Annotated in this window: 11 protein-coding genes and 1 tRNA gene; 3 read left to right on the top strand and 9 right to left on the bottom strand. The window is 64.3% G+C overall.

The window, feature by feature from the left end; all coding sequences use genetic code 11:
* Nucleotides 1–4: 4 nt before the first annotated feature.
* Entirely contained in the window at nt 5–1,147 is a 1,143-nt protein-coding gene (locus ACR0R4_RS02160) for a heme/hemin ABC transporter substrate-binding protein (protein ID WP_433645695.1), read from the bottom strand.
* A gap of 183 nt (nt 1,148–1,330) precedes the next feature.
* Here ACR0R4_RS02160 and ACR0R4_RS02165 point away from each other — a divergent pair, with 183 nt between their 5' ends.
* Nucleotides 1,331–2,401 (top strand): FecCD family ABC transporter permease, encoded by a 1,071-nt coding sequence (locus tag ACR0R4_RS02165; protein WP_433645696.1) that lies wholly within the window; start codon nt 1,331–1,333, stop codon nt 2,399–2,401.
* Nucleotides 2,401–3,219 carry a heme ABC transporter ATP-binding protein gene (locus ACR0R4_RS02170; RefSeq protein ID WP_433645697.1) on the top strand — a complete coding sequence of 273 codons (819 nt, stop codon included), beginning with the start codon at nt 2,401–2,403 and terminating at the stop codon, nt 3,217–3,219. The genes ACR0R4_RS02165 and ACR0R4_RS02170 overlap by 1 nt, the downstream gene beginning before the upstream one ends.
* 140 nt (nt 3,220–3,359) lie before the next feature.
* Here the strand turns inward: ACR0R4_RS02170 and ACR0R4_RS02175 are convergent, their stop codons facing one another.
* From ACR0R4_RS02175 to secA, 6 genes are all read right to left on the bottom strand, one after another.
* Nucleotides 3,360–4,265: an HtaA domain-containing protein gene (locus tag ACR0R4_RS02175; RefSeq protein WP_433645698.1), complete on the bottom strand. Its 906-nt coding sequence runs from the start codon at nt 4,263–4,265 to the stop codon at nt 3,360–3,362.
* Nucleotides 4,262–6,625, bottom strand: a complete 2,364-nt coding sequence (locus ACR0R4_RS02180; protein ID WP_433645699.1) for an HtaA domain-containing protein — start codon at nt 6,623–6,625, stop codon at nt 4,262–4,264. The genes ACR0R4_RS02175 and ACR0R4_RS02180 overlap by 4 nt, the downstream gene beginning before the upstream one ends.
* A 263-nt stretch (nt 6,626–6,888) precedes the next feature.
* On the bottom strand, nt 6,889–7,848 hold the full coding sequence (locus ACR0R4_RS02185; protein WP_433645700.1) for a DMT family transporter: 960 nt from the start codon (nt 7,846–7,848) through the stop codon (nt 6,889–6,891).
* A gap of 456 nt (nt 7,849–8,304) precedes the next feature.
* A tRNA-Thr gene (locus ACR0R4_RS02190) sits at nt 8,305–8,380 on the bottom strand.
* A 35-nt stretch (nt 8,381–8,415) separates the two neighbouring features.
* A complete protein-coding gene (locus ACR0R4_RS02195; protein WP_433645701.1) occupies nt 8,416–9,384 on the bottom strand; it encodes a DsbA family protein in 969 nt (322 codons plus the stop codon).
* Between the two features lie 71 nt (nt 9,385–9,455).
* Nucleotides 9,456–12,233 carry a preprotein translocase subunit SecA gene (gene secA, locus ACR0R4_RS02200; RefSeq protein ID WP_433645702.1) on the bottom strand — a complete coding sequence of 926 codons (2,778 nt, stop codon included), beginning with the start codon at nt 12,231–12,233 and terminating at the stop codon, nt 9,456–9,458.
* A gap of 259 nt (nt 12,234–12,492) precedes the next feature.
* On the opposite strand from secA, the gene ACR0R4_RS02205 reads away from it, so the two are divergent.
* Nucleotides 12,493–13,356 (top strand): polyprenol monophosphomannose synthase, encoded by an 864-nt coding sequence (locus tag ACR0R4_RS02205; protein ID WP_433645703.1) that lies wholly within the window; start codon nt 12,493–12,495, stop codon nt 13,354–13,356.
* A gap of 67 nt (nt 13,357–13,423) precedes the next feature.
* Here the strand turns inward: ACR0R4_RS02205 and hpf are convergent, their stop codons facing one another.
* Together hpf and ACR0R4_RS02215 are read right to left on the bottom strand one after the other, a co-directional pair.
* Complete coding sequence (gene hpf, locus ACR0R4_RS02210; protein ID WP_433645704.1) at nt 13,424–14,062, bottom strand: ribosome hibernation-promoting factor, HPF/YfiA family; 639 nt, start codon at nt 14,060–14,062, stop codon at nt 13,424–13,426.
* Nucleotides 14,063–14,136: 74 nt separating this feature from the next.
* Nucleotides 14,137–15,075: a ComF family protein gene (locus ACR0R4_RS02215; RefSeq protein WP_433645705.1), complete on the bottom strand. Its 939-nt coding sequence runs from the start codon at nt 15,073–15,075 to the stop codon at nt 14,137–14,139.
* Nucleotides 15,076–15,243: the final 168 nt, after the last annotated feature.

Genomic DNA, 15,243 nt, shown 5'->3' on the forward strand with positions numbered 1-15,243 from the left:
TCCGCTAGGAGGCGGAGGCATCGGGGAGTGAATCTGGAGCGTAAATGGCGCGCGCCAAACCGTCAAGGATGTCGGGAATCCGGGTGCCGCCGGCGAAGATGAGCGTGTCGTCGGCATCGATGATGCGGCGATTCTTGCCAGCCGTGGTGAGTGCGATGCTCGGCTGCGCCGCGATCAACCCGTCGACGCCGCCGGAGCTCTTCAGGCCCTTTGTCATCACCACGATGATGTCTGGATCGGCTGCGACAAGCGCCTCGTCAGTCATCGGCTTCTCGCCGACCCAGCCAATCTCTTGCGCGACATCAACCACCCCGAGTCCATCGAGCAGGCTTGTGGCGCTACTGCCGTCACCGAAGAGATAGTAGACCCCCGACTGGCCGCGAATGTACAGGAACGCAACCCGCGGGTGGAGTGACTGATCGGCAGGAGCAAGCTGCGCGATCTCCGCCACCTTCTCGGTAATCGCCTGGTCGAGTTCTGCGATGAGGGTCTCTGCAAGCGGAGCAACTCCCAGGGCGGCGGCCACCTGGCGCGCGGTCTCGTAGGTAGTCTCCGGGTTGTTTGCCCGCTCGATCACAACGACATCGATGCCCACGTCGCGCAGTTGAAGCATGACATCGGCAGATCCCACCGAGTTATCGGTAAGCACCAGAGTCGGCTGGAGCGCCACAATCCCTTCGGTATCAAGCGTGTGGCCGGTGCCGGTGACCACCGGGAGGTCCGCGAGGCCCGGCAGGTTCGTTGAGACGTCACGACCGATCAGGGTGTCCCCCAGCCCAAACGCATAGGTGAGCTCCGCGAGCGTACCCGTCATTGAAATCGCGAGCACACGCGAGGCATCCTCGACGACCACCTCGGTATCGCCGATGTGGTCGTGCGATGTCACGGTCGCCGGCAGCACCTGTTCGGGGTTGTTTGCCACCGGCAAGAGTGTGGGTCCGCCGATGGGCGCGGTGCTCGGCCCCTCCCATGCAGCGGGCTCTGCGATCGGGGTGAGTTCCGAGAGCGGAGGTAGATCCACTGTGACCGAGGCGACCTCGTTGCCCGTGATCGAACCCGTCTGACACGCCGTGAGGCCGAGACCCATGACGAGGGCTGCGGCAACGAGTGACGCGCGGGTGCGGCGGGAGTCGCGCGGGTGTGTCATCTGAACCTCTTTCGGTCTTTCCGGGCCCCACGAGTGCGTGACCCTCGGCCTCACTGCGAACGACCAAGTCAGCTTAGCTAAGATACATATGATGAAGTTGAACGCAAGCTTCTCCCCAGCCTGACAGGCCGGTCTCAGGCCGCCTGACCCGGATCCACCAGCTCAGAAAGAACCCTGTTTCGCATGACGCTTCCGCGCCCAGCCGCTCCCGCCTCGCGGCACGCAGCGTCGAAAGCGATCCTCTTCACTGGCCTGTGGGTGGCGCTCGTCTTTGCACTCCTGGCCTCGGCGGGTACCGGCCAGCTCGCGATTCCCCCGAGTGAAGTGCTGGGGTCACTCCTGCAGCCGATCGGAATTGATTGGTTCCCCCTCCCCACGCACCCTGCGGGTGACCAGACACTGTGGGCCATCCGCTTTCCCCGGGTGGTGATGGCTGCCCTGGTAGGCGCGGGCCTCGCGGTCGCGGGCCTGCTCATGCAGGCGGTCTTCGGCAACCCGCTCGCAGAGCCCGGGGTCATTGGTGTTTCTTCCGGTGCCGCGGTCGGCGCGGGTCTCAGTATCGTGTTCGGCCTCACGTTCTTCGGCGAGTGGACAACGGCGGTGTTTGCCTTCATCGCGGGCCTCGGGGCGACGTTGCTCGTCTACTTCATGAGCCGCGCCGACGGCAAGACAGAGGTGGTGACGCTCGTGCTCACCGGCATCGCCGTGAACGCGATCGCGGGCGCGGCCATCGCCCTCCTCACCTTCCTGGGCGACACGCAGTCGCGCGAGCAGATCGTGTTCTGGCAGCTCGGCAGCATGGCCGGCAGCCGCTGGTCACAGGTGATCATCGTCGCACCCGTCATCGCGCTCGGCCTTCTCATCTCGTACATGGTCGCCCGCAAGCTCGACCTCCTATCACTCGGCGAGCGCAACGCGCGTCACCTCGGCGTCAACGTGGAGGTGCTTCGCATCGGGGTGATCGTGTTGGTGTCGCTCCTCGTCGGGGCGGCGGTCGCCTTCGCGGGCATCATCGCGTTCGTCGGCCTCGTGATTCCACACCTCATGCGCATGGTGCTCGGCCCCGCCCACCTCCCGCTCGTCACCGCGAGCGCGCTGGGTGGCGCACTGCTCCTGACCCTCGCCGATTTGGGCGCGCGCACCATTGTTCCCATGGCGGATCTGCCCATTGGCATGCTCACCTCGCTCGTCGGTGGGCCATTCTTCTTCTGGCTCCTCAGGCGCACCCGAAAGCGCAGCGGAGGGTGGGGCTAATGAACGCACGACACTTTCTCACGCCCGAGCGCACAACGCCTGGCGCTGTCGTGTGCGCCGCCCACGGAGTCGAATTGGTGCGCGGATCGCGCAAGCTCCTCGACGGGGTTTCGCTCGAGCTGCGTGCTGGCGAGGTCCTCGCGCTCCTCGGGCCCAACGGTGCCGGGAAGTCGACACTGCTCAGCCTCCTGTCTGGCGATGTAGTGCCGGATGGCGGCCGCATCGAGTTCGCGGGGCGCGACATCACCGAATGGTCGCTTACCGACCTCGCCCGCCGCCGCAGCGTGCTGCTGCAAGACAACCAGGTGCTCTTTCCCTTTACCGTGCACCAGGTCGTGGAAATGGGTCGCGCACCGTGGCGCCGCACCCCCCTCGAAGACGACGACAACTCGGCGATCTCCGAGTCGATCGCCGCGGCAGACATCGGGCACCTCGGTAATCGCCGCGTGCCGTCACTCTCGGGCGGTGAGCGCGCGCGCGTTTCGTTCGCCCGCGTCATGGCCGGGCGCACGGGCGTGCTCATGCTCGACGAGCCCACCGCGGCGCTCGACCTCGGGCACCAGGAGGCGGTGCTGTCTCTCGCGCGCTCGCGCGCCGAGGCCGGCGATGCGGTGCTGGTGGTGTTGCACGACCTGAACCTCGCGGCGGCCTACGCCGACCGCATCGCGCTGCTGCGCGCCGGGCGTATCGTCGCCTGCGACGCACCCGAGCGCGTCCTCACCGCGGGGATCATCTCTGACGTCTACGAGACCGCGGTGGAGGTCATTCCGCACCCGGTCACCGGCAAGGGCATCGTCCTCCCGCTGCGCGGAGCCTGATCCACGCGAAGCCTGATCCGCACCTCGCCTGGACCTGCGCGGAGCCTGATCCACCTCGCCTGATTCAACACCGAGGGGTCGCAACCCCACCGCGCGATTCACGAACGTGGTGGAATTGCGACCCCTCGGCGCTGTTGAGGTTAGTCCTGAATGCCCGGAGGAGGCGTGGCCCCGCCCTTCCCGCGGCCCGCGATGAGCATTCCCGCGGCGATGCCGATGACGATCAGCGCAACGCCACCGATAATGATGGGCACCCACGGTACCGCGGGCGCCGCTTCCGGCGCTGCGGAAATGGGGGTCACGGCGGCGTCTTCTGCAGAGTCTGAGGGCTGATCCACCGCGACTATCTCGCCGAGCTCGCACCCGGTGACTGTGGCCTGCACATACAGCGGATCCATCTCCTCGCCTGCGACGTACGTTCCCCGGTCGGTGTCCCCGTTGAAGGCCGCGGCACCCTCGGCCGTCAATCGCACGGTCGCGCGCGTGATGCTCAGTTCCTGCCCGCTCGCAGCCACGTTCTCGGCGAGGTCGAGCTTCGCCGCGCGCACCTGTGTGCCAGCCTCACCGGCGGGTGCCTCGCTCACTTCAAGGAGCAGGTAGCCGGTGTCTGGGCCCTCGAATTCGATCGCGGGATTCGCGATGTTCAGTTCGAGCCCGCCATCGTGCCCGCTGAAGTGCACGCCCCCCGCAAACGCGATGGTGCCGGTGTCGAGCGTGCTGGCGACCTCACCCGTTCCGTCACTCCATTGGAAGAGGTCGGTGCCGTCTTCCACGGCACCCGTCTCGGTGAGTGATGGCGTGACATAGGTGGCGTCGCCGTAGACTTCCCAACCCCCACCTGCGATTGCTCCGGTGATGTACTGGCGGAAGCTCTGCTTCAGGCCCCAATTGAGGGTCGCGGTTTCGACCTGGCAGGCGGAGGGAGTCTCGCCCTCCCCCTCAGCCAGGGCCGGTGTGGCGCTCGCTGACACGGGCATGAGAAGCGCAGAGCCGATCACTGCGGCGGTGCCGACAATTGCGGGGATTCTGCGTCGCTTGTTCCTCATAGCGTGCCCCCTCCTGCGTTGCGGCGCTGTGACACAACCAGGGCGGTCAGGCCACCTGCCACAACAAGCAGAGCGAGCGCACTTGCCCAGATTACCCAGCCGGGGCCATCGCTATCTGAGACACCGGCGGCCTGCACCTCGGCGATCTGAGCGTCTTCAACTTCAGCCGTGTTGAACGCGGTCTTCTTGACCTGCTCTGCGGCGGCGATTGTGATCACCTTTCCGACGTTGATGCTGCCCTGCAGGGTGATGGTGTGCTCACCCGTGAGATCGTCGGGCAGGGTGCCGATCCACCGCACCACACCGTTCGCATCAGCACCCGCGTTCGTGTCGAGCACGGTCGGCTCGGAGTACATCACCACGAGAATGCCTCGCTCGCCCGGCTGGAAACCGGATGCCTCGAACTCGATCTCGCCGCCGGCGACGAGTTCATTCGACTGGGTGATGACCCGCACGCCGCTCGTGGCCGGAGGCGCCGGTGCCGCGGTGCGCTGAATGTTCACCGGGGCGGTGACGCTGGTGGATCCGAAGGTCGCGCCGCTCACGGCTCCCACGGTGAAGGTCAGCGGATCCGCCGCGAGATCGTAGCTCCCGTAGCCGAAACCGCCGCTCACCGGAACACCGCTCCAGGTGATCTCGCCGTTCGCGCCGACGCTCTTGGAGGCGGCGGCAAGGTTCAGAGTGCCGAATGGCTGGCCCGAGACGGAGATCGTCGCGCTTGTGGCGCTCGTCACCGTGATCACCGGGTTGCTGACAGTTCGGCTGAGCGCGCCCTTGTGGCCCGTGAAGGTGACCACGCCCGAGAACGGGATGGAACCCGTCTGCGTTTGCGCGTTCCACGAGCCACCGCTGGCCTGCGGGAAAACGTAGCCGCCGCGGCCGCCGCCCACACCGCTCGTGGTGATGGTACCGCTCGCGACGTCGCCGGTGACATACCTTGCGAAGCTCGTCGAGATGCCCCAGGTGAGGGATCCGGCGCTCTGCGAAGCTGGCGCGGGTGCCGGTGCGGGCTGCGGGATCGGGGCCGGCTTGATCGGGGTCGCGAATAGATCGTCCCACTGCGAATCCGCTACCTGCAAATCCACTCGCTGGTAGAGATTCTCCTCATTCAGGGTGGAATGCTGCTTCCAAGTGACCACCTCATAGCTCCTGGTGCGGTCGAGCGAGGCGATGGGCACCTCAAGCGAGGTGCTGAGTGAGCCATCTGAAACCGGGGTGAAGGCGTTCATCTCCAGTTGCGATCCAGCCACAGCGGGCTTCTCGAACACCGCGACGTAGGCAAAGGGGATACCGCTGGGCAGTCCGCTCGCAACGACATCAATCTTCAGGCCCTCGCCCGGGGTGATCGTGCCGATCCGCGCGGTAAGTCCTTCTTCGCTCGGCTCTGCGAAGGTGACCGGGATGAACTGATCAAACTGCGTCGACCCCTCACCCGTGAAACTATGCCCCAAACGAACAAACACACCACACTGCTCAGCCCCATCAGCCAAGCACTCATGATCACCGAACGACGACGGCACCGTCATCGAGGTCGTAAAGGTCCACACACCATCAACTACCGAGCCCACCGCAGGCTGACGTGACTCAGAAGTATGCATCAGCCACTTCTGCTTCGTACTATCGCAGTCCGTCCCAGACGCACGCTGTCCCTCAGCAGGCATCACACACCACATGGTGTAAATCGACGTGTTTTTATCGACACCACCATTCGCGATCACCGCTGGAAGCACACCCGAGATCTCCACCGATTCCCCATCGGTGACACCCACAGTCTTCGAAACCGTCACCCCAAAATCAGGTGTCTGTGGATCAAGCAAAGTTGAATCGCCGGTAGCCGAGCTGTCGTCTCCACCCTCGTGCTCCGGGTCCTGAACGACAGCAGGAAAGACGAGATCCCATTGATCAGGGTTCACCATGATGTCCGCACGGGCGACAAGCGAATCAGTGGTGACCTCTCCGTGTGCGTACCATACAAGGGTTTCGTAAGCCTTTGCGCGGTCAAGCTTGGAGGCTGGGACGGAAAGCGTTGCCGCGGTTGCGCCATCCACAATTGCTGCATTATAGATCGGGGCCGCGGTTGCCAAGGCGGCAGTCGATCCAGCCTCGACTACGGAAACGTAGACCCCCACATTCTGTGGTGAAGGCAGGGTGGAAGGCAGTACACCTGACACCGCCACCTGCACGGTCAACCCAACCGCGGATGCCGCTTGCACTGTTGCGATCGCGGTTGCGGGCACGGGGGGCGTCTCGGGCCCTTCTTCAGCCGAGGCCGCTGGTGCGACAAGCAGCGCACCGCTCAGGATGAGTGATGCGGAAAGCAACGCAGCGAAACCGCCGCGGATCTTCTTCCCTAATGACATGCGGAACCGCTCCCTGTTCGAACACCGGAAAATGCGCGCAGACCGAACAAAAGGGACCCAACGGGCCCCTCGTCGGACTTTACTGAGGCAACCCTAACCTCGGCGCCAGAACTTAGTCTGACGAATATCGTCTGATGATGCAAGTTGACGCGGAAAATGTCCCTGAAGATGGGCTCGATCCACTTTTGAGAACACCCCATGTTGTCAACACTGCACTCGCATTTGCAGCGAAGCGGTATTGCGATTCACAGTGGATCGCGTGATCACCCCCGCGTAGACCGCCTGGGCAGCGCGGCGATCGTCACCGCGAGCAGCGCGACCGCGGCCCCCGCAAGGAGCCCCGGTGTGACTCCCCCGGCGAGGGGGATGCCGGCATCAAAGGCGACCGAAGCAATGAGCTGGCCCGCCACGTTGGACATGCTGAGCAGCAGCACCCCGGCGGCGCGAACAAGCATCGCCGCGACCCCGATGAAAATCGTGCCCACGAATCCGCCGACGTAATACCAGGGCTCGCTGGGCCACGTCTGCGGCCACCCTTGGAGCCCAACCGAGACCGAGGCTGCCAGCACGAGTACCGCTGTGCCAACCAAGAAGTTCACGAATGTCGCCGCGGTCGCGCTCTGCGATGCTGATCGCACGAGGCCGTTCACTGCCGACTGCCACGCAATGGCAAGCCCGGCGGCCACCGGGATCAGCACGAGCCACAACTTCGGGCTCTCACCTCCGGGCGTGCTCAGGTCAGCGAGCACCGAAAGCACCACTGCCACGATCGCAAGCACCGTGCCGATAAGGCGCTGCGGACTCGGTCGCACTTTGCCCCCCGGGCCGAGGCCAACCTTGTCTATAACCAGCCCGCCGAGCACCTGACCGCCGACAATGCCCACGGTGAAGAGCGCCAGCCCGAGCAGCGGTGCCACCAACCCCTGCCCGAGCACGAAAAACGCACCGCAGAGACCGCCGGTAAGCGCCCAAATCGGCAGGTGCTTTGATGCGAGCTCAGTTCGCAGCTTGTGGATCCCGCGTCGCCCTCGGGCCGAGACAACCACGGCGAGCACCATGATCACCAAACCCGAGCCAAACGATACGGCCGCAGTCACGTAGCCGTTTCCGAGTTCCTGGCTCAGGCCGCCATTGACCCGGGACTGCAGCGCCACCAGGGTTCCAGCTACACCCGACCCCAGGAGCGCTGCCCACACTGGAAGGCTCTGTTTGCTTGGGGTCACCCGTTCACCCTACCCCTGGTGCATCGCGGCCATCCCCGACCTGCACAAACTCGCTAGAACCGGCACTGTAACGTTGAACCTGCAGTTCTTCCCCAGAACTGCAGGCAAAAGAGCAATCTGCAGGTTCAATGGTGCCCGTGCTCGGTGAAGCTGCGCTTCACCCGGGTCGGTTCAGAGTCCGGCAGGCGGCGAAACGAAAGAGGCCCACAAATGTAGGCCTCTAGAGTGGAGCCCACCCCGCGCTGCGCTCCGTGGGGCCCCGCTCAGGCGGGGCCGACTCCTGGCAGGAACGCATTGCGTTCTTGCTTCAGAGCCGCCTGTCGGACTTGCTTTCGGCGATCAGAGCAACGCAACGCGTTGCTCGCCGGAAGCGGGTGAAGCTGCGCTTCACCCGGGTCGGTTCAGAGTCCGGCAGGTGGCGAAACGAGAGAGGCCCACAAATGTGGGCCTCTCGAGTGGAGCCGCCTGTCGGACTCGAACCGACCACCTGCGCTTTACAAGGGCGCTGCTCTACCAGATGAGCTAAGGCGGCAAAGGGTGACCGAGCGTGTCGGCCACCCGCCTAGTTTACTCTGTTTCTGCTGGCGTGTCCGCCTCGGCTGCGGGAGCCGTGTCGGCCCCGTTCCCCTCGAGCGCGGCCTTCACCTTCAAAATGTAGGCCTCAAGGTCACCGTCGCGGCCCGAAGACCACTGCTCACCGTTGACGATCACGGTGGGCGTGCTGATGAGACGCTGCGGCTCATTCTCGGGCTGCAGGTTCTGGCCGCTGGCATCAAGCAAGCGCGCGCCTTCGGCGAGCCCCCACAGGCCAGTCTCGGTGGCCTTCTTCGTGTTACCCGAGATGAAGTCGGCAAAGCGCTGATCCTTCACACACTGACGCAGCTCGGTGTCTGCAGTCGCGCCAGCGAGCTCGGCCTGCTCAACGAGCTGATCGTCGGTGAGCGCCGAGGTACCCTCGGAAGGCTGCACGTTCGCGCTGAGCAGTCGGTTGTGCAAAGCAAACGCGACATCAGGCTGCTGCTCGACCACGCAGCTCACGAGGTTCGCGGCTCGCGTCGAATACTTCGTGCCCATCGAAGTCGCGTCAAGGAAGTTCAGCGGAAACACGGACAGCGTGATGTCACCCGACCCGATGTAGTTCTCGAGCATCGTGCCGTAGGTCTGCTCGAAGGCGCCGCAGGCCGGGCACATGTAGTCGACATACACGGTCACGTCGATCGGCAACTCATCCCAGCTGAGATCGGGCGCCTCGCGCGACTCGTCAGGCTGCAGCGCTGGCGTCTCGATAACTTTCAAGTCAGCACCGAAGGTCACCGCACCCGAAGCCATATTCTCGGGTCCGGGGCCCGCGGGCTTGAGCGTCTGCGCAAGCACGAGACCCACCACCGCAAGGATCGCCAACACGCCGAGCACAACGCCGCCCTGCAGCAGCAGTCGGTTGCGCTTCTCGCGCTTCTTCTCGGTCTCGCGGGCAAGACGCGCCTGCTCGCGCGCCCGCTCGCGACGCTCGTTCTTCGTGAGTTTTTCGTTTGCCATAGCTGTCTCCATGGTTGGCCCGCGCCTGGCGCAGGTTTGTTTCAGACGACGGTTCGCGTGTGGATCGCGCGTTACTTATTCTTCGAAGCTCGGCGCTGGGCGCGGTTCTGGGGGCTGTCGCCGCCCTCTACCTGCTGTCCGAATGCACCGCGCTGCTGGGGCTGTGGCGCCGCGGCCGCGGCACCCTTGCGCGCCCGGGCCGCAGCACCGGTGGTCGCAGCCCGTTGAGCACCCGGCCCGCTCACCTCGGTGCTCCCGTCTTCATCGGGGGCGATGTAGCTGAGCTTGGAGGTGTCGAGCGGTTCTTCCTTCTCGAGCCCACCACCCTCGATGTGCACGTGATCCTGCGGCCCCTCGGCCGGGCGTACCTGCACCTCAAGGTTGTACAGCAGGCCGAGGGCCTCCTCCTTGATCTGCCCCATGGTGCTCTGAAAGAGGGTGTACCCCTCACGCTGATACTCGATGAGTGGATCACGCTGCGCCATTGCGCGCAGGCCGATCCCCTCCTTCAGGTAGTCCATCTCGTAGAGATGATCGCGCCAGCGACGGTCGATCGTGGAGAGAACAACGCGGCGCTCAAGTTCGCGCATTGCCTCATCGCCGAGCGTCTGCTCACGCTTCGCATACGCCACTTCCGCATCGGAGAGGATCTCGCGGAAGAGGAAGTCGCGATCCACGCCCTTGCTGCCGCTCTCCGCGACCACCTCATCGACCGACAGGCCGACAGGGTAGATCTGCTTCAGATCGTTCCAGAGAGCGTCAAAATCCCACTCGTTTGCAGCGGAGTGCGAGTCAATGATGGCGGAGATGACCTGCTCGCGGAAGACGTCAACGCGCGACTTGATGTCTTCGCCGTCGAGGATCTGCGCGCGATCCGCGTAGATTGCCTTGCGCTGGCGATTGAGCACATCGTCGTATTTCAACACGTTCTTGCGAATCTCGCTGTTGCGCTGCTCGACCTGGCTCTGTGCGCTTTGAATCGCACGGCTCACGAGCTTCGACTCGATGGCCATGTCATCGGGGAACCCGCCGCGGTTCATGAGCGAGGCGGCTGCACCCGAGTTGAACAAGCGCATCAGATCGTCGGTGAGTGACAGATAGAAGCGACTCTCACCCGGATCGCCCTGACGGCCCGAACGGCCGCGCAGCTGGTTGTCGATACGTCGCGACTCGTGTCGCTCGGTGCCGAGCACGTAGAGTCCGCCGGCGGCGATGACCTTCTCGGCCTCGACATCAACGGTTGCTTTCACGGCTTCGAACACCGCGTCCCACTCGGCCTCGTACTCATCGGGCGTCTCGGTCGTCGAGAGCCCACGCGCGGACATCTCTTGCACAGCGAGGAACTCGACGTTGCCGCCGAGCATGATGTCGGTGCCGCGGCCGGCCATGTTCGTCGCCACGGTGACCGCACTGAGTCGACCAGCCTGAGCGATGATCGCAGCCTCGCGTGCGTGGTTCTTCGCGTTCAGCACCTCGTGACGCACACCAGCCTTCGCGAGCAAGCGCGACAGGTACTCGCTCTTCTCGACGCTCGTGGTGCCGACGAGGACTGGCTGCCCGGCTTCGTGACGCTTCGCGATGTCTTTGACGACCTCGGCGAATTTCGTCTCTTCGTTCTTGTAGACGAGGTCGGACTGGTCGATCCGCTTCATCGGCTTGTTCGTCGGAATCGGAACGACGCCCAGCTTGTAGGTCGACATAAACTCGCCGGCCTCGGTCTCGGCGGTACCCGTCATACCCGACAGCTTCTCGTACAGGCGGAAGTAGTTCTGCAGGGTGACGGTCGCGAGCATCTGGTTCTCGGCCTTAACCTGCACCCCTTCCTTGGCCTCGATGGCCTGGTGCATGCCCTCGTTGTAGCGACGACCGGCGAGAATGCGCCCGGTGTGCTCATCGACGATCATGACCTCGCCATTGAGCACCACGTAATCTTTGTCGCGGGTGAAGAGCGCGCGTGCCTTGATGGAGTTATTGAGGAACGAGATCAACGGGGTGTTGACCGACTCGTAGAGGTTCGTGATGCCGAGGTAGTCTTCGACCTTCTCGATGCCGGGCTCAAGCACACCGATGGTGCGCTTCTTCTCGTCAACCTCGTAGTCGACACCTGCGACAAGCTTCTTCGCGAGTCGTGCGAACTCGGTGAACCAGCGGTTCGCCTCGCCCGAGGCGGGGCCCGAGATGATGAGCGGAGTACGCGCTTCATCGATGAGGATCGAGTCGACCTCGTCGATAATCGCGAATGCGTGCCCGCGCTGCACCCGGTCAACCGAAGTCGACGCCATGTTGTCGCGCAGGTAGTCAAAGCCGAACTCGTTGTTCGTGCCGTAGGTGATGTCGGCGTCGTACTGCTTGCGCCGTTCGGTCGGGTTCTGGCCCGCGACGATGCAGCCGGTGGTCATGCCGAGGGCGCGAAAGATGCGACCCATGAGGTCGCTCTGGTAGCTCGCCAGGTAGTCGTTCACCGTAACGATGTGCACACCGTTACCGGTAAGCGCGTTGAGGTAAGCGGGCATCGTCGCCACCAGTGTCTTGCCCTCACCGGTCTTCATCTCGGAGATGTTTCCGAGGTGCAGGTTCGCGCCACCCATGACCTGCACATCGAAGGGGCGCAGGCCGATGGTGCGCTTCGCGGCTTCGCGCACCGCGGCAAACGCCTCAGGCAGCAGGTCGTCGAGCGACTCGCCGTTCTCGAGACGCTCGCGGAACTCGGCGGTCTCGCCGCGCAGTTCCTCGTCGCTGAGCGCCGCAAACGACTCTTCCAGATCGCCGACTGTTTTAGCCAGCCGTTGCAGCTTCTTCAGGGTGCGCCCTTCGCCTACGCGAAGGACTCGTTCGAGGACTGTCGCCACGTCGTGTCTCCTGTGTGGTGGGGCGGTGATGGTGCGAGGTGTGCACCGTGTCACCGTTGCCAAATTGTGACAACGCCCCAGCCTAGCAAGCCCGGGCACGGAGCACCTGGGTATCTCACACGGCCCGGCTAGTGGCCGGGGTGGTGCGCAATGCCCTCCCTCCCACCCGTTCCTCTTCACGCGCGACCCAAGAAGGGGGCATTGGCACAGTTCGCGAGATCCACTGCACCGTAAGATCAAAGCCACAAGGCGGCGAAGAATGCGGGTGGAAGTGAGCGGATTTGGCGAGGGCACCCTCGTGATCCTGCCGACCTACAACGAGGCCGGTTCGCTCGGCGAGATTGTGTCCCGCGTGCGAACTGCGGCACCCGGTGCCGACCTGCTCATCATCGATGATGCGAGCCCCGATGGTACGGGTGAGCTTGCCGACGCGCTAGCGGCGGCGGATCCGCGGGTTCGCGTGGCACATCGATCGGGCAAGCTCGGGCTGGGCACGGCCTACGTGCTCGGGTTCCATCGCGCGCGCGCGGGCAGCTATCGATTCGTGGTCGAGATGGACAGCGACGGATCGCACCTGCCCGAGCAGTTGCCCGACCTGCTTTCAACCGCGTGCGCCGGAGCAGGCCTCGTCATCGGCACTCGCTGGATCGAGGGCGGGCGCATCAGCGGCTGGCCCAGGCACAGGCGCTGGATCTCACGCACCGGAACCTGGGTGGCCCGGGTCGCACTGCGGTCTCAGTTGCGAGACATCACCAGCGGATACCGGGTGATTGACACCCGGTGGTTATCGCGGCTCGACCTCGACCAGATCAGCTCGCACGGGTATGGTTTTCAGGTCGAACTCGCGTGGACACTTGAGCGACTGGGCTGCCCGATCGCGGAAGTGCCGATCACGTTTATCGAGCGGAGCGCGGGGCGTTCGAAGATGAGCTTCGGGATCGTGTGTGAGGCGCTCGGCCGCGTTCTGACGTGGGGATGGCAGCTGCGCTTCGCGCCTGGACGGCTGCCTCGAGCAACGAACATGTCGGGCCAGACGGGCAGCACGTCGGGCCAGTCGGGAATGTCGTGCCAGTCGGGCCCGTCGAGCACGGGCGAGCTCACGGAAGAGACGCCCAGCCACTGATCAGGCTGGGCGTCTCGGTGCACCCGCGTTTCTCCGGGCTTCTGCTAGTGAACTGCGGCTCCTGAGATTACGCCAGTTCGCTGAGGCTAATTACGCCGTAATTCCAACCCTTACGGCGATACACCACGCTGGGCTTGCCCGATTCGCTCTCCACAAAGAGGAAGAAGTCGTGCCCGACGAGCTCCATCTGATCGACCGCTTCTTCAACAGACACACGCTCGGCCGGGAACTCTTTCGAGCGGATGACGACCGGTGTGTAATCATCTTCATGCTGCTGTTCGTCGGTCACGATTGGCACGCTCCCGGTGGCCACCGCCTCAATGGTTTCGAGGGGTGCGGGAGTCAGATCCACGCTCTCAAAATCGTTCGCAGCTGCTTCACCGAGCGAAGTACGGCCGCGGCCACGATGCACCTTGCGACGGTCCTTCATACGGCGGATCCGCTCGAGGATGCGGCCGTACGCGATGTCGAAGGCCGTGTATTTGTCGGCTCCGGTGCTCTCCGCTCGGATGACGGGGCCGGGGCCGATGACCGTGATCTCGACGCGATCACCGTTCTGTGGGCTGCGGTCACTCAAACGTGACACCATCACCTCGAACGTCTGCACCTTCGGCAGCAGCGTCTCGATTTTTTCCGTCTTTGAACCCACATAGTTCTCGAAACGTTCAGTAATTCCGAGACTACGTCCGCGAATGTTTACATCCATGGTGACCTCCCTAGGGTTCAGGCGGGTGGCCTCTAACAGCGCACCGTTACGCCTTTCTCGAACACTACTCTGGTTCACCGTTCGTTTTCCACCCGGTTGTGCTTCGGCTCGAAAATCGGTAGGTGTGTCACAGGATTTGATGAGGAACGCTCGCCGTTGCTCTGGTGGGGAGCAGCCTGGTCGTCCTGGCGATCGCTGCGTCGCTCAACCGCGCACAGCGCGACGATGGCGATGACCCGGGCCCCGGCCTCGGTCAGCACCCGATGCGCCGCTACGACAGTGGCACCGGTGGTGACGACATCGTCGATTAACACCACCTCTCGTCCACGCAAGATCGTTCTTGCCGCCGGCGTGACCTCCACGAGGGCCGCATTACGCTGCCGCTGGGTCGCAGTGAGTCCGACCTGTGAGGTGCGGCCGGGACGCGCGCTCAGTGCCCGCGGTAGGAGCCAGGGGCGGGGCGCAGTTCTTGGTGTTCTCTGCATTCCGGGCGAATGCGGGGCGAACGAGATTCCGGGACTTCCGGATGCGGGGCTGTACGCTGCGGGTGTCACCGGGGCAGACGTTCCGCACCTCAGCGCCGCGCGCACCAGCATGTCGACGTGACGGTACCCACGCTGGCGCACGCGCGCGGCTCGCGAGGGCACGGTCACGAGCAGGGGCATGGTCGGGGCGCGTGCGAGGCTTATCGCCACGCGCAGCGGGGCGTTCAGTCTCGCGCCCAACTCGCGCGCGAAGCCGGTGTGTCCGGCGTGCTTGAAGGCGACGAGTTGGGCGCGAAGCGGGCCCTCGTAGGGGCCCGCGACGCACGCGGGCACCCCCGCCGGGGTGACGACCCAGACTGCGGTGCCGTTGCCGGCTCGCAGTTCGTTTCGGCAGCCGTCGCAACAGTCTCGGTCAGGTGCGCCGCAGTTCACACACTGGGTCGGCCACAACAGCGCCAGGGCATCAAGCAACACTTCTCGCAACCAGTGGATCACGCGACCCAGAAGTTCATCCCCACGTCCAGCCATGCCGCTCCCAGCCATCCCTCTCCCAGACTTCCTGCTCTTCCTCCTTCTTCCTCTGCTCTCACCCGCAGCCATCCCTCCCCCTTCTCCCTCTGCTCTCACCCGCAGCCATCCCTCTCTCTTCTTTCGCCTCCGTTCACTCGGAGATTTCCGCATTTCAGGATCAAAACG

The organism is Leucobacter fengyongliangi, from assembly GCF_050971685.1.
Taxonomy (GTDB): domain Bacteria; phylum Actinomycetota; class Actinomycetes; order Actinomycetales; family Microbacteriaceae; genus Leucobacter.